We start from the raw sequence: 19,092 nt of genomic DNA on the forward strand, positions 1-19,092 counted from the left end.
GCGGGTCAGTGCCCGCGGCGCGGGTGCGGAGTGCTGTTAGAATCGCTCGCGTCAATGCGCGTGTTCAGGTGTCCCGTCCCCGGGCACAGAAAGATCAATGAGCCGGGATTCGCCATCGCGCACGCGGAACACGCAGCTCAAACGGGGGAACGGCATGGCGTCACCGCAGTCCACTCTGTCCGGCACCGGAGGCGGCGGGGCGCCGCGAGGGCGCCTGGGAGCCGCGCTCGGCGCCCTCCTCCCGGTGAGCGGCCCCGCCCGCTGGCTCGCGGCCGCCCAGTTGGCCGGCAGTGCCGGCGCCGGGCTCTACCTGGCCGGAGCGCCGGTCTACTTCCTCCGCGCCGGTGATCTGACCGTCGGCCAGGTGGGAGCCGGGCTCTCCGCCGCCGCCCTCGCCGGCATCGCGGCGAGCGTCCCGGCCGGCCGGTTGGCGGACCGTTACGGCGCCCGCCGGATGTCCGTCGTGTTCGTGCTGCTCCAAGCGCTGTTCGTGCTCCTGCTGTTGGCGGCCGACCGGTTCTGGCTCTTCGTGCCGCTGGTCGCGCTGGTCGCCGTCGCCGAGCAGTCCTGGGACGTCAGCCGCGACGGCATGATCGCCGCTGCGGTCACCGGAAGCGACCGGGTGCGCGTCTCGGCGTACCTGCGGAGCGTGTTCAACGCCGGCTTCGCGCTCGGCACGCTGGCCGCCGGCCTGGTGCTCGCCGTCGACTCGCGGGCGGCGTACCTCGGCATGCTGGCGGCCGTGGCCGCGTGCTGGGTCGCGGTCGCCGGCCTCTACCTGCTGCTGCCGGCCTGGCCGCGGCCCGCCCCGACGGACGGCGCCCGGGAGCGCGTCCGGCCCCTCGCCGACCTGCCCTACCTGCTGGTGGCGCAGGTGAGCTGCCTCACCCGGATCGGGGAGACGATCCTGCTGGTCGGGCTGCCCCTCTGGATCGTCTCCGCCACCGACGCGCCCCGCCCGCTCGCGGCGTGGCTGACCGGCATCAACACCGTGCTGGTCGTGCTGCTCCAGGTCCGGGTGTCGCGGGCCGGCGACACCATTCCGTCCGCCGCCCGCCTCCAGCGGTTCGCGTTCCTGCTGCTCGCCGCCGCCTGCCCGGTGGCCGCGCTGACCGGCCGGCTGCCGGCGGCGGCGGCGATCGCGGTGCTGGTGCTGGTCGCGGTCCTGCTGACCTTCGCCGAACTCGGTGGCGAGACGGCACGGTGGACCATGCAGTTCGGTCTCGCCCCGGAGCGCGCGCAGGCCCGCTACGCCGGGGTGTTCCGGCTCGGCCAGGCGGTCCCGGCGGTGGCGGGCCCGGCCCTGGTGACCGGCCTGACCGGCGGTCTGGGCGCCGCCGGTTGGCTGGTCCTCGCCCTGATCCCGCTGGCCGGCGCCGCGCTCAGCGGCCCGGTCGTGGCCTGGGCCCGCCGCACCCGCCCGGAGCCGGCCCCCTCCTGACCCGTCGGGCCACGTCGCGGGTCCGGACACCAGCAACGCCGCGGACCTCCCGTCCGCGCCAGTCGACCGCCAACGGGGGACACCGGAATGACACAGACGACCACGGCCGTCCGGGACGGCCGGCCACGAGACGCCATCGAACTGGTGCTGCTGCGCATCTGGCGCGACCACCTGCGCAACCCCGCTCTCGGCGTCGACGACGACTACTTCTCCCACGGCGGCACGTCCCTCCAGGCGGTGCGCACCCTGTCGGAGATCCGACGACGCACCGGGGTGTCCCTGCCGCTGCCCGTCATGGCGCGGGCCAGCAGCGTCACCGCGATGGCCCGGCTGCTGCGCGACGGGTTCACGGACACGCCCACCCCCGTCGTGCCGATCCGGCCCGGGGACCCCGGCGGCCCGGTGGTCGCCTGTGTGCACCCGCTCGGCGGCAGCGTCCTGTGGTACAGGCACCTCGCCGACGCGCTGCCACCGGGCCACACCTGCCTCGGGTTGCAGGCGCGGGCCCTCGACCCACGGATGCAGCCGGACCACACCATCGGCGAGATGGCCGCCGCCTACCGCGCGGAACTGGCCCGCACCTACCGCCCGGAGCAACTCGTCCTGGTCGGCTACTCGTTCGGCGGGCTGGTCGCGTACGAGATGGCGAGCCGGATGGCGGACGACGGCGAGCGACCCGCCGCGGTGGTGCTGCTGGACACCGCCGTGACCCGTCGCGCGCAACCACCGGCCTCCCGCGCCCGGCTGCTCTGGTCCCTGGTCAACCACAATCTCGGCCTCGACCTGCCGGCGGACGAGCTGGCCGGGCTCTCCCCCGAGGCGATGTGCACGCGCATCCTCGACGAAGGGACCGCCCGGGGGGTTCTGCCGCCCGGCTTCGGCGCCGAACGGCTGCGCCGCCTCGTGGAGATCTATCCCATCAACGCCGAGGCGGAACGCGTCTACCGGCTGCCGTCCTACCCCGGGTCACTGGAGCTGGTCCGCCCGCAGGAGCCCCGCGTGGACGAGGAGAGCCTGGAGATCTGGTCGGAACGGTGCCGGGGCGGCGTGCGCGTGCACCGGGTGCCCGGTTCCCACCTGGATCTGCTCGCCCCGGCCCACGCCCCGGCGGTCGCCGAGGTGATCGCCGGGCTGCGAGCCTGACCGGCCGCCGTCCCGACGCCGCCCGCCCCGGGGACCGGGCGGCGCCGCCGGGTGGCCGGGTCAGCGCACCCGTGGCCGAAGCAGCAGGACCGACACCAGGCCGGCCACCAGCACCAGATCGATCAGGACGAGCACCAGGGTGCTCGTGTCCCGCTCCAGGTGGTGTTCGTGCGCCGGGGCGGCGGCCTCGACCGGTCCCGTGGGGGTTTCCGTCCCCTGGCCGACCGTGAACGTGGCGATCCCGGCGACGGGCGTGCCGTCGTCGAGTTCGACGTGGTAGCCGACCTGGTAGGGGCCGGGGCGGCTGGCCGAGATCGGGACGCTGATCCGGTTGTCGTTCAGGACCGGATCGCCGGTGGAGACCTTGTCCCCGCCGGGGCCGATCACCGTGAGGTGCATGACGCGCGGGTGCGGGGCGGCGTCGAACCGCAGCGCCACCTGGGTGGGCGAGACGGCGACCGACGCGCCGTCGACCGGCTCGACGGCCTCCAGTTGGGCCGGCGCCGCCCGGCCGAAGACGAGGTAGACCACCAGCAGCGCCAGCCCGACGCCGGCAGCGCCGAGGAGCAGCCGGCGACGGGTCGGTGACACGGAGGAGGTCATGCCGGCAGCGGACGGCAGCTGCAGATCATGTCCCGCGACTCGGCCCGCGATGGCCGCAGGTGGTAGTACATGGCGACGACCATCGGCAGGAACACCACCGTGTTGTAGAACAGGTGCAGCTCGACGCGGGGCAGCACCAGTTGCAGGATGCTGGTCGGCACCGTACGACCGGCCAGGAAGTGCCCGCTCTGCGCCTGGACCAGCAGCAGGAAGTGCTCGATGTGGTGCCAGAACTGGATGGCGAGCGCGACCGTCCACCAGGTCCGGCTGCGGCCGACGAACCCGGGGCGCAGCAGGAACAGGAAGACCAGCATCACGATCGCGTACCCGTAGTGCAGCCATTCGGACTTGATGAGCCACGGGAACGGCATCCCGAGCACGCCGCGCGCCTGCGCGGGCGTCCAGCCCAGCACCCAGATCTGGTACGCCTGGGTGAGGTGCTCGGCCCAGTGCGCCAGGACGATGACCATGAACACGGAGAGGGCGGCTCGGTGGTGGCGGCCGTTGAGCCCCCAGGGGCGGCCGGTTCTGGTGGCCGGCGAAGACTCCACGAGGTTGGACACGGCGACTCCCAATGTCAACGAACACGAATCGCTCCATTGTGTAACGCAGCCGCCACGGATAGCTATCTTCAAATGTGCTGCCTTGCCTTTGGGCGCACGCCGTCGAGGTGCGCACGTCGAGAGGCGAGGGGCCCGTCCGGCCCGCCTAGCATTCCGGTCATGGTCTCCGCAGGCGACGCCGTGGTGCTCGGCGGCAGCATGGCCGGCCTGATCGCCGCCCGGGTGCTGAGCGAGGCGTACGACACCGTCACCATCGTCGACCGCGACCCGCTGCCCGAGGCGGCGGCGGCCCGGCGCGGGGTGCCGCAGTCCCGCCAACTGCACGTGCTGCTGGCGCGCGGCCGGCGGGCCCTCGACGAGCTCTTCGAGGGGCTCAGCGACGAACTGTCCGCCGCCGGCGCGCCCCTTGTCGACCTGCACGATCAGGTGCACTGGTGCAACGACGGCCACCCGATGCGGCGCGCCGCCTCGGACCTGGTCGGCGTGGGCGTGAGCCGCCCGTTGTTGGAGAGCACGGTGCGCGCCCGGGTACGGAACCTGGGCAACGTCCGGTTCTGCCCGCCCGCCGAGGCGACCGCGCTGCTGAGCACCGAGGACCGCGGCCGGATCATCGGCGTCCTCGTGACGCCGCGCGTCGGGGCCGCGTACCCGATCCACGCCGACCTGGTGGTCGACGCCTGCGGTCGGGCCTCCCGCAGCCCGGTGTGGTTGGCCGAACTCGGCTACCCGACCCCGCCGGAACAGCGGGTCCCGGTGGACGTCACCTACGTCACCCGCGTCTACCAGCGCGAACCCCGGCACCTCGACGGACTGCTCGGCGCGCTGACCAACGCCGTGCCGGGTCGCCCCCGCACCGGCATCGTCGCCGCGCAGGAGGACGGCCGGTTCGCGGTGGCGCTCAGCGGGATGCTCGGTGAGCAGCCGCCGTCGGACCACGAGGGTTTCACCCGCTTCGCCGAGTCACTGGGCATGCCGGTGATCAGCCGCTTCGTGCGCGACGCCGTCCCGGTGGGCGGCCCGGCCCAGATGCGCTATCCGGCGAGCGTGCGCCGACGCTACGAGCGGCTGCGCCGCTTCCCGCTCGGCTACCTGGTGGTCGGCGACGCCGTGTGCAGCTTCAATCCGGTGTACGGCCAGGGCATGACGGTCGCCGCCACCGAGGGCCTGCTGCTCCGCTCCCTCCTGTCCGGCGGCCCGGACCGGCTGGCCCGGCGCTTCTTCCGCGGCGCGGGCAAGCTGATCGACGGCCCGTGGTCCATCGCGGTCGGCACGGACCTGCGGTTCCCGCAGGTGCCGGGCCCGCGCTCGGCGCGGGTCCGGCTGGTCAACTGGTACGTGCACCGGCTGCACGCGGCGGCCCGGACCGATGCGGTGCTGGGCGAGGCGTTCCTGCGCGTGCTCAACCTGGTGGACCCGCCGACCCGACTGCTCCGACCCGCGATCGCGCGTCGGGTCCTGCTCGGTGGCGGCGCCGACCCGGTGCCGTCGGCGGGTGTCGCGGGCGGCCGGTGACCGTCGCGGGCCGCCGGGCTCAGCGCGGCGTCGACACCCCCCACGCCGCCGGGGTCACCGGCGGCGTGCGCACCGTCAGCTCGGGCAGCGGACCTTGCGCATGAACGCGAGCATCAGCCACGGCCTGGGGCCGCCGACGCGGACGCCGCGGGAGAGCATCGCCCGCACGGGTGAGACCCGGCCGAAGAGCATCAGGTTGAGGACCACCGGGTCGTAGCTGACCCGGACGTCCGGTCGGGTGCCCGGCTCGGCGACGCTCACCACGTTCCGGTCGAGCAGCAGGGTCACCGGGCGCGCGTGCCGCGATTCGAAGGCGACCGCCACGCGCACGTCGGGCAACGGTTTCGGGGTGTCGAGCAGGTGACCGTATCCGTCGCGGACCAGCCCGACGAAGAAGACCTCGAAGAACGCCGCCGCCTCGCCGGGCGGGATCTCGTGCGGGAGACCGGCGGCCCGGGCGATGTCCCAGCCGTGGATGTTGAACTCGTTGACGATGTGGGCGAACAGCCCCGCCATGGTGAGCGTCGAACTGCCCAGCCAGGGCAGTGGCGCCGACGGGTCGACGTCGCTCGTGGCGTCGAGCATCGCCGCGCAGTTCGCGCGGATCCGGGCCGCCAGCGCCGCCGGGTCACGCTCCTCGCACAGGCGCATCACCTCGACGTTGAGCAGGGCGAGATCGTCGACGTTGGTGCGCTGCCACTGCTCGTACAGCCCGGGGTGCGGAAACGCGGGTTCGGGGTAGGACCGGGTGATGACGGCGTCGAGGTCGGTCACCGTGACGAGGTGGACCGCGGTGTCGACGACCGACCACTCCCGGGTCGCCCGCACGTCCGCCGGGGCCTTCTCGACCAGGGCGGCGAACCGTTCGCCGGCGGCGGTGACGTCGTCGCGGATCGACTCCCACTGCTGGGTGGACACTTCCATGCCGGTGCCTCCGTCCGGTTGCCGAGCATCGTGGGAAGCCCGCGGTGACCGAACATCACGGGTACCCAGTGTGCACAGTAGACGACGGAGGGAACATCCGGGGGGAAGCTTTCCGCGCCGCGGCGGCGCGCACGTGTCGGTAAAGCGACCGGACCGTCCTCCCCACCGCGGTGCCCCGCGGGGTTGAGGACGGTCCGGTCGGTGTCGTGACAGGTGGCGGGTCAGCGGGCGATCGGTAGCTCGACCGCCGCGGGCGGCGGCACCGGCTGCACCGCGGTGCGCTCGCCGCGCCGCGCCATCAGCCACTTGCCCCACCAGAACAGGCCCCGCGCCAGGCAGACGATGGTGACCGCGAAGAACAGCGTGTATACCACGTTGAAGACCATCAGGACGCCGTACACCATGGCCACCGAGGAGCCGAACATGAACTGGTTCCGCGCCTTCGACGGCGTGGTGCCCGGGTCGGTGATCATGTAGTTGGTGAACAGCACGAACGCCACCCCGGTCATGATGCTCAGCGCCGACCAGAGCTGCACGTCCCAGACGTAGTGCCGGATCAGCGCCTGGATGACGAAGCCACCGACCCAGCCCACGATCAGCGCGACCTTCTTGGTGAGCATCGCGTTGAGGATGGTGCCGGCGGTGAGGACCACCATCGGGATGAACATCCGGAAGACGTCGGGCACGTTCTCCGTGAAGTGGTACGGCGGTGCCACGTTGACCCACGAGAACGTGATCAGCGCGATCGTGATGCCGAAGTTCGACGGGTTCATGAAGTGCCGCATGCGCCCGTTGATCGGCGCCTGCAGCACCGCCTTCTGACCGATGGCCACCACCACCGCGAAGGCGATCGGCCAGAACATGTCGTTGGCGTAGAGCAGCATGTTCACCGCGAGCGCGGTGATGTGGGTGGGCAGCAGGAACGTGTAGACGCCCCATGCGCCGTTGCCGCTGTAGGCCGGCCGGCGGCCCAGGGACCGGGCCGCGACCGCCTCGATCACCAGCTCCACCGTGTACCCGAGCGCCAGGACGAACAGCGGCCAGGTCCAGGGCTGCTCGAAGCCGAGGATCGTGTAACCGAGGATGTTGAGGATGGACATGGAGATGGCGAAGTTCCGCAGGGCGAGGTAGCGCGGGTCACGCTTGTCCACCCGGGGTACGGGCGGCCGGGTGTCGACGCCCCGGTGGGCCCCGGCCGGGCCGGCGCCGTTGCGGGCCGCGTCGGCGGCCTCGACCGTGGTGGTCGCGCCTTCCGGGGCGCGTTTGACGTCCGTCATGGCTTGGTCAGCTCCTGGGCTCGGTCGGTGAGCATGAGGTCGTGCCACCCGGCGGAGAGGGACAGCGTCTGCTGGTGCCGGGTGCCGGAGAGATCGCGCCAGCTCAGCTCGACGGTGACGGGTGCGGCGCCCTGGGCGCCCAGCCCGAAGAACACGTCGAAGCTGCGCTTGCCCGAGTGCCCGCCGCCGCCGTCGAGCTGGGCGAGCTGGGTGCGGCCGTCGGCCGTGGTCACCCGCGCCTGCGCGCCGTACGCCGGGGTGCCGGCGTCACCGGACTGGCCGGCGCCGAGCGCGGGCCGGTGCAGCCGCAGCCCGAGGAAGTTGCCGATCTCCGTCTTGGTGTTCTTGTAGAAGGCCGGTGGTCCCCACTGCCGCGCCACCGCGAAGTCCTGGCGGCCGTCGCCGTCGGTGTCTCCCACGGCGACCCCGCGCGTCGGGGTCCGGTCGGCGAGCCCGAGCTGCGGGCTCAGGTCGACGTAGCGGCCGTTGCCCTCCGGCGCCCAGAACGCCAGCGCGTTGGAGCCGGCGATGTCGTCGCCGGGCTGGGCGTTGGGCCACATGTCGGGCTCGCGCAGCATCAGGTCGTTGCTGGCGGCCAGCTCCTGGAGCCAGTTGAACCGGTTGATCGTGCCCTTGACGAAGCCGCAGGACTGCACCACGACGAGCCGGCCGCTGTTGTCGAAGTCGGCCATCTTCGCGTCCCAGCCCCAGCCGACCCAGGCGAGGTTCTTCGCCGCGGCCTGGTTCTCGAAGGGCGCGATGCCCTTGCTCATCCGGTCGCGCGCCTCCTGCGGGGTCTTCGCGGTGTTCAGCCAGACGAAGTTGCTCTCCTCCAGCCCCCACGACTCGGTGATGTTGCTGACGAAGGCGTCGAACCGGCCGGTGCCGGACAGGTCGGCGAAGTCGACGGACATCCCCTTGAACGAGTCGTGCCCCATCACCAGCGACTTCGGGTCCAGCGGGCCACGGCGCCCCTCGGCCAGGGTGAACCTGATCCGGCCGGGCACCGACACGTTGTGGAAGAACCGGTCGTTGCCGAAGTCGTTGGCGAGGTACAGCTCGGGCAGCAGGTCACCGTCGAGGTCGGCGGAGGCCGAGGCGAGCGTCCACCCGGTGGCGTACCGGGGGTCGATCGCGTCCTGCACCTCGTAGGTGGCGGTCGGCTCGGCGCCGCTGGTGGCCCCGGTCCAGCGCAGGATGTGCGCCCCGCCCGCGTTCTGCGCGCGGGACATGGAGTGGTTCATCTGCACGTTGGGCAGGCCCTGCGGGTCGAGCACCTGCGAGTCCGGGAAGTAGTTGAAGATGCCGATGTCGGGTCGGCCGTCGCCGTCGAAGTCGGCGACCGCTGTCGCGTTGGTGTTCCAGAGCGGCCCGCGGTAGAGCCCGTCGGTGGTCTTCTGCTGCGGGATCAGCTCGACCGGGTGGTACGACGCCAGGCTCAGACCCCGCGCGTCGCTCTTCTGCAGGAACAGCACGGGCGTCCGACCCCAGTAGTTGACCAGCAGGTCGGTGCGGCCGTCGACGTTGAAGTCGCCCGGCACGCATCCCATCGGCGCGATCGCCGGACCCATCGGCAGCGGCGCCGGCTCGACCACGAACGGCGCGTACGTGGCGCCGCCGCCGGGCGCGGGGGTGACGACGACGCTGTCGCTGCGCGGATCGACGAGGCACAGGTCGTTGGCGCCGCCCTTCCCGTCGAGGTCGTTGAGCGCCACACCGGCGCCGACCGACGAGATCCAGGAACGGATGTGCTTGTACTTCGGGTTCACGGTGCGGACCGTGCGCTGCGGCAGGCCCGGCGGGAACGCGATGGGCAGTTCGGTGAACGCGAACCGCGATGCCATCGCCTCCCGGTCCGCCGCGGACGCGGACGGCAGTCGCGAGATCGTGAACAGCCCCGCGACGAGCACCAGAACGAAGATGGCGGGAATGAGCCGGCGCAGCGGACCCACTGGTTTCGGTGGCAACGCTCCCCCTCGGGGTGACGCCCGTCGAGGACGGGCTCCTGTGTGGTGCGGTCACGGGTGACGGCGGTCCGTCACCCGGTTGTCCGTCAGTCGGCCGAGCTGATGGTCATCGGCATGCCACCGCGCATGCGCAGCGACAACATCGGCTCCGGTACGACCTGGTGGGTGGCGACCTTGGTGAGCCGCAGCTCCCGGACCAGCATCGAGAGCACGAAGGCGGCTTCCATCAGGCCGAGATGGTTGCCGACGCAGAACCGCGGTCCCGCGCCGAACGGGATGTAGGCGTAGCGCGGGCGGTCGGTGGACCGGACCGGGTCGAAGCGTTCCGGGTCGAACTCCTCGGGACGGTCCCAGAAGGCCCGGTGCCGGTGCAGCGTGTAGGGGCAGATCAGCACGTCGACGCCGGCCGGCACGTGATATCCGCCGACCACGTCGTCGGCGAGCGTCTTGCGCGGCAGGATCCACACCGGCGGGTACAGCCGCACGACCTCGTCGATGACCATCGCGGTGTACCGCAGCCGGCCCAGGTCGTCGAAGGTCGGCAGCCGGTCCCCGAGCACGGTGGTGGCCTCCTCCCGCAGCCGCTCGCGTACCTCGGGATGCTTGTCGACCAGGTAGAGCGCCCAGCTCAGCGTGCTGGCGGTGGTCTCGTGCCCGGCCAGCAGCAGGGTCACGAGCTCGTCCCGCAGCCGCTGCCGGCCGACCCGCGGGTCGGACTCGGCCCGGGCGGACACGATGAGCCGCGACAGCACGTCGTCGCGGTCGCCGGAGTGGTCCCCGCGCTCGTCGACGAGCTGGTCGACGATCGTCTGCAGCCGACGACGGGCGCGCCGGAACCGCAGCTGACGCGGCAGCGGCACCCAGGGCGGCACGGCGCTCAACGTCGCCAGCTCGAACATGGCCTGGTCCTGCACCGCGGTGAAGTCACGGCCGATCGACGGGAACCGGCCGAGGTCGGTGTCGAGCAGGGTGCGCCCGAGCACCCCGAGCGTCAGCCCGGTCATCTCGTGGAACACGTCCACCGGGCCCTGGCGGCCGAGCGTCCGGAGCCGGTCGACGAGGGCCGCCGCCTCCTCGGCGACGATGCCGGCCTGCGCGGCGATGCGTCGGCTCTGGAACGCCGGCTGCACCACCTTGCGCTGTTTGCGCCACAGCTCACCCTCGCTGGTGAGCAGTCCGTCGCCGAGCGCCCGGCGGGCGTGCACCAGACCGATGCCCTTGTGGTAGTTGGCGGCGTTGTCCGCGAGCACGTGCTTGGCGTGGCCGGGGTGGTTGAAGAAGTAGAGCGTCTTCGGCCCGACCGGCAGCCGGGCGGCGTCGCCCCAGCGGGCCGCCGCGGTGGTCATCATGCCGAGCCGGTCCCGGTTCATCATGATCAACATGTTGACCGCGGCGGCGCGCGACGGCCCGTTCATCGACGGCGACGCCGGGTGCACGACCGCGGTCACGACGTCACCACCGCGGACGGCGCCATCTCGAGCCGGCGGAACCGGCCACCGAGGAAGACCAGGGCTTCGCCGTCGCCGTACCGGCGCATGCCCCGCGGACGACCCAGGAAGATCGTGTGGTCTCCCCCGTCGTACGACCGCCAGAGCTCGCACTCGAAGTGGGCGACGGCCCCGGCGAGCAACGGCGCGTCCGTCCGCCCGCCCGGCCGCCAGTCGGCGAACTCGAACTGTTCCAGGCCCAGTGGCCGGCGCCGGTCCGCGTAGTAGCGCGCCACCGCCTCCTGGTCGGGCGCCAGCACGGAGATGCCGAAGGTGCCGGCGCGGCTGAGCGCCTGGTGCATGAGGGCGTCCCGGTCGATGCAGACCAGCACCAGCGGTGGATCGAGCGACACGGCGCTGAACGAGTTCGCGGTCATGGCGTGCGGCTCGTCCCCACCGACACTGACCACCGTGACGCCGGTGGCGAAGGTTCCGTAGACGCGACGCATGTGCGTCGAGTCGGTCACCTCTTCGGTGTCGAAGGTCGTCATCGCCGGGCTCCGACGGCGAGGTACGGCTCAAGGGCGTCCTCGAGCGCCTCCGGAACCCGGGTGGGCACGGTCCGGTTGTTCGGGCCACGCATGCAGGCGACGCGCTGGATCCCCCGGGCGGCGAGGACCTCGCCGGCCGGGCCGAGGCGCACGTAGTCGAAGCCGAACTCGAGTTGCGTCTGCGCCCGCTCGATCAGCCGCATCCGGACGGCGATCTCGTCGAACGCGGTGAGTTCGGAGAAGAACTCGCACTCGACCTTGAGCGTGAAGAGCTTGAGGTCGGCCTGCAGGTCGGCGAGGACGGCCGGGGCCCGGTCCTTGAGGAACATCTCCCGGCACCGGCCCTGCCACCGCAGGTAGTTGACGTAGTAGACGTTGCCGACGATGTTCGTCTCCTCGAACCCGACGGTGTGCCGCAGCTCGTAGTAGCTCTCCATGGTCATCCCTTCGCACCAGCCAGAACAGTGATCACCACTTGACCCTCGCCGCCGCGCAGACTGGTGACGAAGGAGGCGGCCCGGGCGCCGCCGGCGCCGAAGAGCACCCAGCCGGGACGATCCGCGTCGGCCACGACGAGCGGTCCGTGCATCGGCAGTCCGGCCTTCTGCATCGCCTCCATCGCGGTCCAGACGCGGGTGGCGGCGATGTCCGGGGTCTCACCGGGCCGGCCGGCGAGAAGTTCCGCCACCCCGGCGTGCGGACCGAGCAGTCCCTGCCACTCCTCGGGGCCGCGCGGCGCCACGCTCTCGACGTCGCAGCCGAGCACGCCCTCCGCGGCGACGGCCAGCGTGATCCCGGCGCCGTGCGCGATCGAGACGGTGCGCTCCCCGGCGACCTCGGGTCTCCCGTCGGGCCGGTACGTAATCTCGACCGGCCGTCCGAGCGCGTGCCCGGCGGCCACCGCGCTGACCCGGCGACGCGCGGCGGTCCGCTCGGCCGGGTCCGCCGGCGCGGGCGGGTCGGACTCGATCGCCACCGCCACGTCGGTGATCCCCAGGTCGCCGAGCCCACGCTCCAGGAAGGAGCCGAGCAGCGGGGGCACCCAGGGGCCGGATCCGTCCTGCTTCCGGACCGCGCGCAGCCGCAGCCCCTCCCACCGCTCGACGGTGGTCCCGGCCTCGTCGCGCAGGGCGATGTCGTAGATGTACGTGTCGCCGTCACGCTCCCGTTCGGTGGCGCAGTAGCGCAGCTCGCGGGCGGCGAAGAGCTTCGCGCCGCCGGGGTGGATCCGTTCCACGCCGGCGGGCAGCAGCGTGGCGTCCGGCACGCACACCTGGTTGCCGTGCATGAGCGCGTCGCGGACGCCCGGGTCGCCCAGCAACAGCGTCGGGGAGACGTACGGGGCGAACCACTGGGTCGACTCGTCGGCCGCCACGACCGCGTCCACGTGACGGGCGGCGGCCCGGTGGTACTGCCGGAGCCGCTGGAACCGGGCGCCCTGGAAGAGGATCTCGCCGTACAGGTCGTCGGACGGCGTGATCGAGGCCGGGGCCAACCCGTCCGGCACCTGGTCCGGCGGGCCGTCCGGGGCGGCCTCGCCGCTCAGGCGCAGTCGCGCGGTGAAGTGGTCGGCGGCGAAGCCGGTCTCCTCGCTGCGGATCGCGACCTCGACGGTGTCGTCGTCCGTCACCAGCGCGGCCACCTGGATCTTCGTGTGTCCGTGCGGCGAGACGATGATGGGTCGCAGGAACTCCGCCCGTTCGATGACCGGGACCGCGTCGACGCCCGAGACGGCCGTGGCCACCTGCGCCATGGCCTCCATCCCGAACACGGCCGGGAACAGCAGGTTGCCGTCGAGATCGTGGTCCGCGAGGTAGCGGTCGGCGCCCACGTTCAGCTCCGTCTCCACCACCAGTTCGACCTGGTGGTAGCGGATCAGCACGCGGTCGACGAACCGCAGCAGCGGCAGCGACGGCAGGTCGTAGCGAACCGTGTGGACGCTCTCGGTGCGCCCGCTGATCACCACCACGCCCGGCGTCGCCGGGTCGGCGACCAGACGCCGCAGGATCGCGATGCCCTGGTCGGGAGTGATGGGCATGACGCCCTCACGGCTGAGCGACTCGACGACCGACAGTCGCTCGCCCATGCCGACGCCCGACCAGACCGACCACTCCAGACACATGGTGCGGCAGTCGGGGTACGCCCGGGCGAACGCCGTGGTCTCCTCGGCCAGCCAGTCGTTGGCGGTGGCGTAGTGCGCCTCGCCGCGCAGCCCCGCCCGGCCGATGATGCTGCCGAGCGTCACGAGCAACCGGAGCCGGGCCGGGTCGACCGCGTCGAGCACCGCCCGCAGACCGTCGACCTTCGGCGCCAGGGCGGCGCGGAACGCGGCCGGGTCGAGGCTCGGCAGTGCGGCCGGCTCGTTGCGGCCCGCGCCGTGCAGGACCGCGGTGACCGGCCCGAGTTCGGCGGAGAGGTCCCGCACCGCCTGGCCGACGGCGGCGGCGTCGGTGACGTCGGCGCGGGCGTACCGCACGGTGACGCCGGCCTCCGCGATCCGGGCCAGGTTGGCCGCCAGCTCGCTGTCCTCGGCGGGGTCGGAGCGGCCCAGCAGCGCCAGCCGGGCGCCGCTGTCGCTGGCCAGGGCCAGGGCGCACTCGGCGGTGATGCCCTTGCCCCCACCGGTGACCAGCAGCACGTCGTCCGCGCCGAGCGGGGCCACCGGGGTGCCCGGCCGCACCGGCATCGCGCGCAGGGTCGGGACCCGCCGGACGCCGTCGTCGTGGTGCACCTCGGTGAAGGAGGTGGTGGCGGCGACCTCCTTCACCACCAGCTCGACCGCGGCCTCGGTGGCGGCGGGCAGGTGCACGACGGTGACCAGCACGGTCGGCGCCTCGAGGTGCAACGTCCGGGCGATCGCCGCCGCGCCGCGGCCGTGTCCGACCAGGACGAAGCGGGTGCTGCCGGCGGTGAGCGCCTGCTGGGCGCCCCGCAGCGCGGACTCCAGTTGCTCCTCCGTGCAGTCCGGCGGCAGGCAGACGAGGACTCCGCTGCCGAGCCCGGACTGTTCGAGCGTGCTCGCGAGCTCCGCGGCGAACGGGTGGTCCGCGTCGGCGTGCAGGTGCCACGGGCCGTTCTTCGCGGTGGCGTCGGCGGGCACCGCCGGCAGCGGCACCTCGTCGAGGTCGACCCGCCAGGGCCGGGCCCAGGCGGCCACCCCGGACACCACCGGGGTGGCGGCGGCATCGCTGTCCCGGGCCGTCTTCGCGAGGTTCTCCATCGTCTCGGCCAGCTCGCGGATGGTGGCGGTGGCGAAGTTGATCGGCATCTGGGCCGGCGGCACGTCCAGACGCTGGGCGAGCTGGTTCACCACCTGGCCGACCGTGATGGAGCTGAGGTGCAGGTCGTCGAGGAGCCGGCTGTCCGGTCCGACGAGTTCGAGCGGCAGCTCGGCGCGGTCCGCGGTGAGCCGCCGCAGCAGGTCCTGGGTGGATTCCCCGTCCGGCCCGGCGGAGTCGGCGACGACGGACGGCGCCGCCACGGCGGGGCCACGCTCGATCGCCGGGTCGAGCTCCGGCGCCCGCTCGCACGGGCTGGTCAGGAACGAGAACGTGGCGCCCACTTCCAGCGGTCGCACGAGCCGGCCGTCGAACAGCGCCGCCGGGGCGGGCGCGGCGCCGGTGACGTACGCGGCGCCGGCGACCCGGAGCAGACTCGCGAGCGACTCGCTGTCGGTGTCCAACGCGACCACCGGAACATCGGTGACCGTGCCGGCCAGCCCGGTGAGCACCTGCCCCGGCCCGACCTCGACGAACAGGTCGGTGTTCTTGGCGGCCAGCGCGACGGCCTGGTTGAACAGGACCGGGTCGGTGATCTGGCGGCGGAGCAGGGCCCGCACGTCGGTCCGGGCGGGGAGCACGTCACCGGTGACGGTGGAGACGACCCGGGCCCCCACCCGCTGGAACGTCTCGTCCGCGAGGGTGTCGGCGAAGGCGTCGGCGGCCGGAGCCACCAACGGGGAGTGGAACGCGTGCGAGACGCGCAGCCGCGTCGCGCTCAGTCCGGCCGCCTGGGCGTTGCGGCAGACCGCCTCGACCGCGTCGACCGATCCGGAGACGACGGTGTGCTCAGGCCCGTTGTAGGCGGACACGACGACCGGCAGGTCCCCGATGATCGTGTCGAGCATCTCGGGAGGCGCCCCGATGTCCGCCATCGTGCCGGCCCGGCTGTGTCCGGCCATGGTCCGGCCCCGCAGGCCGGCCACCCGCAGCAGGGTCTCCTCGTTCATCGCGCCGGCCCACTGCAGGGCCACGATCTCACCGAGGCTGTGCCCGATCGCGGTCGACGCCTCGATGCCGAGCAGGGCCAGGGCGTGCTGCCCGGCGACGGACCCGGTGACGATGCGGGGCTGGGCGACCTCGGTCGCGACGACGTCGCTACCGGTCGGCAGCGCGGCGCGCAGGTAGACGTCCTCGACCTCGGCGAACCGCCGCCGCAGCGCGCCGCCGCTGACGCCGCGTCCGGAACCCTGCCCCGGGAAGAGGAAGCTGATCCGGGCCGGGCCGCTGACGTGTCCGAGCAGGAACCGGCCGTCCGGGCGGATCAGCTTCGCCTCGCCGGACTCGACGGCCTCGCGGGCCGCGGTCAGCAGTCGCTCGGCCTCCTCCGGCGACGAGGCGACGATCGCCGCGCGGAACGGCCGGCCGCGCAGGTCGCGGTGCAGCGTCGCGGCGAGGTCGCCGAGCTGCGCGTACGAGATCGCCGGCACGAAGGCGCTCAGCTCGGCGAGCCGCTCGGCGAGTTCCTCCGCCGAGGCGGCGTCGACCAGCAGCAGCTCGGCGTCCTGGACCGAGGTGGCGAGGGCCCGCACCCGGCGGTCCGGCACCGACCGGCGCGGCCCGTGCCGTTCGAGCACGACGTGCGTGTTGATGCCCCCGAAACCCATCGCGGTGATCCCGGCCCGCACCGCCACCTCGGCCGGCCACGGCTCGGCCTTGCGCAGCGTGCGCAGCCGGGCCCCGTCGTCGGTGAGGATCTCGTGCGGGTCGACGGAGCCGACGCTCGGGGGAAGCACCTCGTGGTGCACGGCCATCGCGGCGCGGATGAACCCGGCCACCCCGGCGGCGGCCTTGGTGTGGCCGATCATGCCCTTGACCGAGCCGATCACGGCCGGCGGCGCCTCCGGGTTCGCCGCCTCCCGGGCGCTGGACAGCGCCGTCAGCTCGGTGGCGTCCCCGACCTTGGTGCCGGTGCCGTGTCCCTCGAAGAGCCCGACGGTGTCGACGCCGAAGCCGGCCCGGGCGTACGCGCGGCGCAGCGCGAGCCGGTAGCCGTCGACCTCGGGCCTGGTGATGCCGCCGTGGCCGTCGGAGGAGATTCCCCACCCGGCGACCGAGGCGTAGATCCGGTGACCGGCCTCGACGGCCCGGTCGGTGCGCATCAGCACCACCATGCCGCAGCCCTCACCGGGCCAGAACCCGTTGGAGGTCCGGTCGTAGACCCGCATCTCACCGGTGGCCAGCGCGCCGGTCTTGGCGAAGCCGATGACCTCGAACGGGTCGATGGACAGGTCGACGCCGCCGGCGATCGCGACGTCCAGGTCCCCGTCGAGCAGCGCCCGGCACGCGGTCACCACGGACAGCAGCGACGAGGAGCAGGCGCCGTCGACGGTGTAGCCGCCGCCCTTGAGATCGAAGTAGTTGCAGATGCGGCCGGCGATGGTGTTCGACAGCGCGCCCGCGAGGGTGTCCTCGTCCAGCGGCGGGAACGGGCTCTTGTACGCCGCCTCGTAGCTGGCGAGGAAGGTGGAGATCCGCTCGTCGTCCCAGCCCTCCGCCCGCAGCGCCGCCGCCACGGTCCGCCGCACGTACGGCCAGCGCAGGCGCATCTGGTTGGCGCGGGAGAACTCACCGGTCAGGGTGTTGCCGACGACCACGCCGGTCCGCTCCTGCGGCAGGCCCTCACCCATCGGGAACCCGGCGTCGGCGAGCGCCGTCGCGGCGGTGTCCAGGGCCAGCCAGTGCGCCAGATCCGTGGACCGGTAGGTGCTGCCGGCGACCTTGTAGGCGACCCGGTCGAACTCGTAGCCCTCCAGGACGGCGGCGTTGCGCGCGTAGAAGCGGTCCGGGGCGGCCGGATCGGCGTCCCAGTAGTCGTCATGGTTCATGCGGACGTCGGGGAGCCGCCGGAACGCCCGGCGACCCGCGACGGCGTTCTCCCACAGCTCCTGCGGCGAACGGGCGTCGGGGTAGTGGCACGCCATCCCGACCACGGCAATACTGGTCATTGCTCACTCGGCTTTCGTGTCGCTACCAACGGAATGAAGGCGCTCTTGATGCGCTGGCGCCAGACTTCGTAGGCGGGCAGGACGTCGTCGGTGGGTAGCCCGACCCGCGCCTCATCGGTCACTCGTGTGGCCTCGTCCACCGACATTCCACACAGGACGCCGGTGGCCAGTTCGTTGTGCGGCATCACCAGGCCGGCGCGGACGCGGGCCGCGGCCCCGAACGCGGCGCCCTGCGCGAGTTCCAGCCGGTACTCCCCCGCGGTCCGGGCGAGCCAGTTCAGTTCCTGCTCACTCCCGCCACCGGCGTAGCAGACGGCGAGCCCGGCGCCGGCGTACAGGTCGGAGCGGCGGTGCTCGGGGAACGCGTCGAGGAGGCGGACGAGCTGCTGGGCGTCCGTTCCGGCCACGAACCAGCAGGCCCGCCCGATGCCCTGGTCGATCGCCCGCAGGGAGTAGTCCCGGGAGTAGTCCCGTGGACCGTCGGTGGGCCACGGAAACGCCGACGGAGCGTCCCGCCGGCGAACGTAGCGGTCGGTCTTAAAGTAAGCCTGGTGGAACCCGTACCCGTCGAGGACGAGCCAGCGCAGCAGGGGATCCGGGGCGTGCAGGCGCGACCACAAGGGACGCGGCAGTCGGGCCATCGCCCAGCCCACCCCGACGTACGCCATGTAGACGTGCTCGTCGTGGTCGGCGAGGAAGCGGGCGACGTGCCGCGACCGCCCGGGCAGGGCGTCACGGATCGCGAACGCCATCGCCGCGCCCTCGTAGGCGAAGCCCCGGAACGCGGCCGGCGACGACTCGACCACCGGCGCCGCCTCCGGCGGGCCGTCCGCCTCCGCGGCGGCGGCGAAGCCGTGCAGGAACGAGCTGCCGACCGTTTCGAGGCGGTCGCGGGCCTGCTCGTCCTTGAGGTGGAATCCTCGCGTACTGAGTTTTGTCTGCCCCACATCGGGGGTCAGAATGCGGCGTCGAAGCTTGTTCCAAGCAGTCATCATCTTCTCCGGTCTGCCCACTTGAGCCTCATTGTTACGCATCCGTGGGCAGAAAATTCTCCTGCATTGCGGTCGTTCGCATTCGCCACGGCGATCGCGCCGGTAAACCGCAATAGAATCGACTCCCCACACCACAAAAACGGGAACTGGAGAGTACGCATTACGGTTTCCCGCAGATCAGCGCAATGCAGGAGACGGATGCGGAGGCTCCGCCGATACCACGATGGCCGTCGTCGGCCCCCGTCCGGAAGCGGCATCCGGAACTTGGCGAGGGAGCGTGCCGTGGATTCCGACGTAGCGGCAGCACACCGGGTACGCACGAATGGTTCTGCGGGCACCCACCATCGCGGCCAATCACGGAATGGACTTTCCGCAAATCTACGCAGCGGCCAGTGGACCGTCATCTTCAAACTTGCCTATCCGGCAACCCCCCGCAATTACGGGATGACCAGCGGAGACACCCGTC

The 19,092-nt window shown here is 72.6% G+C and carries 13 protein-coding genes; 3 read left to right on the forward strand and 10 right to left on the reverse strand.

From position 1 onward, the window contains the following. The first annotated feature begins 244 nt into the window (after window positions 1–244). Window positions 245–1,441 carry an MFS transporter gene (locus ACLQ2W_RS14770; RefSeq protein ID WP_425786901.1) on the forward strand — a complete coding sequence of 399 codons (1,197 nt, stop codon included), beginning with the start codon at window positions 245–247 and terminating at the stop codon, window positions 1,439–1,441. A gap of 87 nt (window positions 1,442–1,528) precedes the next feature. Beyond that, window positions 1,529–2,584, forward strand: a complete 1,056-nt coding sequence (locus ACLQ2W_RS14775; protein ID WP_405090042.1) for an alpha/beta fold hydrolase — start codon at window positions 1,529–1,531, stop codon at window positions 2,582–2,584. A gap of 60 nt (window positions 2,585–2,644) precedes the next feature. Here the strand turns inward: ACLQ2W_RS14775 and ACLQ2W_RS14780 are convergent, their stop codons facing one another. Both ACLQ2W_RS14780 and ACLQ2W_RS14785 read right to left on the reverse strand, forming a co-directional pair. Continuing rightward, window positions 2,645–3,187 (reverse strand): copper resistance CopC family protein, encoded by a 543-nt coding sequence (locus ACLQ2W_RS14780; protein WP_425786902.1) that lies wholly within the window; start codon window positions 3,185–3,187, stop codon window positions 2,645–2,647. Beyond that, a complete protein-coding gene (locus tag ACLQ2W_RS14785; protein WP_396773445.1) occupies window positions 3,184–3,657 on the reverse strand; it encodes a hypothetical protein in 474 nt (157 codons plus the stop codon). Before ACLQ2W_RS14785 ends, ACLQ2W_RS14780 begins: the two co-directional genes overlap by 4 nt. Window positions 3,658–3,909: 252 nt before the next feature. Between ACLQ2W_RS14785 and ACLQ2W_RS14790 the strand changes: the two genes are divergently transcribed. Continuing rightward, window positions 3,910–5,262, forward strand: a complete 1,353-nt coding sequence (locus ACLQ2W_RS14790; RefSeq protein WP_425786903.1) for an FAD-dependent oxidoreductase — start codon at window positions 3,910–3,912, stop codon at window positions 5,260–5,262. Between the two features lie 75 nt (window positions 5,263–5,337). Here ACLQ2W_RS14790 and ACLQ2W_RS14795 read toward each other — a convergent pair whose 3' ends face one another. The 8 genes from ACLQ2W_RS14795 to ACLQ2W_RS14830 form a co-directional block, all read right to left on the reverse strand. Continuing rightward, window positions 5,338–6,186, reverse strand: a complete 849-nt coding sequence (locus tag ACLQ2W_RS14795; RefSeq protein WP_405090045.1) for a maleylpyruvate isomerase N-terminal domain-containing protein — start codon at window positions 6,184–6,186, stop codon at window positions 5,338–5,340. 221 nt (window positions 6,187–6,407) lie between these two features. Beyond that, the gene (locus tag ACLQ2W_RS14800) at window positions 6,408–7,463 is read right to left on the reverse strand and encodes an enediyne biosynthesis protein (RefSeq protein WP_425786904.1); all 1,056 of its coding nucleotides are present in this window, start codon (window positions 7,461–7,463) and stop codon (window positions 6,408–6,410) included. Beyond that, window positions 7,460–9,430: a CRTAC1 family protein gene (locus tag ACLQ2W_RS14805; protein WP_425786906.1), complete on the reverse strand. Its 1,971-nt coding sequence runs from the start codon at window positions 9,428–9,430 to the stop codon at window positions 7,460–7,462. The genes ACLQ2W_RS14800 and ACLQ2W_RS14805 overlap by 4 nt, the downstream gene beginning before the upstream one ends. An 86-nt stretch (window positions 9,431–9,516) precedes the next feature. Continuing rightward, window positions 9,517–10,845 (reverse strand): cytochrome P450, encoded by a 1,329-nt coding sequence (locus tag ACLQ2W_RS14810; RefSeq protein ID WP_425786970.1) that lies wholly within the window; start codon window positions 10,843–10,845, stop codon window positions 9,517–9,519. A gap of 29 nt (window positions 10,846–10,874) precedes the next feature. Further along, on the reverse strand, window positions 10,875–11,408 hold the full coding sequence (locus ACLQ2W_RS14815; RefSeq protein ID WP_425786907.1) for a flavin reductase family protein: 534 nt from the start codon (window positions 11,406–11,408) through the stop codon (window positions 10,875–10,877). Next, window positions 11,405–11,845, reverse strand: a complete 441-nt coding sequence (locus tag ACLQ2W_RS14820) for an acyl-CoA thioesterase (protein ID WP_281942478.1) — start codon at window positions 11,843–11,845, stop codon at window positions 11,405–11,407. Before ACLQ2W_RS14820 ends, ACLQ2W_RS14815 begins: the two co-directional genes overlap by 4 nt. 2 nt (window positions 11,846–11,847) lie before the next feature. Continuing rightward, window positions 11,848–17,634, reverse strand: coding sequence for an SDR family NAD(P)-dependent oxidoreductase (locus ACLQ2W_RS14825; protein ID WP_425786908.1), 5,787 nt, complete (start codon window positions 17,632–17,634; stop codon window positions 11,848–11,850). Next, complete coding sequence (locus ACLQ2W_RS14830; RefSeq protein WP_425786971.1) at window positions 17,631–18,626, reverse strand: DUF1702 family protein; 996 nt, start codon at window positions 18,624–18,626, stop codon at window positions 17,631–17,633. Before ACLQ2W_RS14830 ends, ACLQ2W_RS14825 begins: the two co-directional genes overlap by 4 nt. Window positions 18,627–19,092: the final 466 nt, after the last annotated feature.

Origin of the sequence: Micromonospora sp. DT227 (assembly GCF_049841835.1) — a bacterium.
Taxonomy (GTDB): Bacteria; Actinomycetota; Actinomycetes; order Mycobacteriales; family Micromonosporaceae; genus Micromonospora.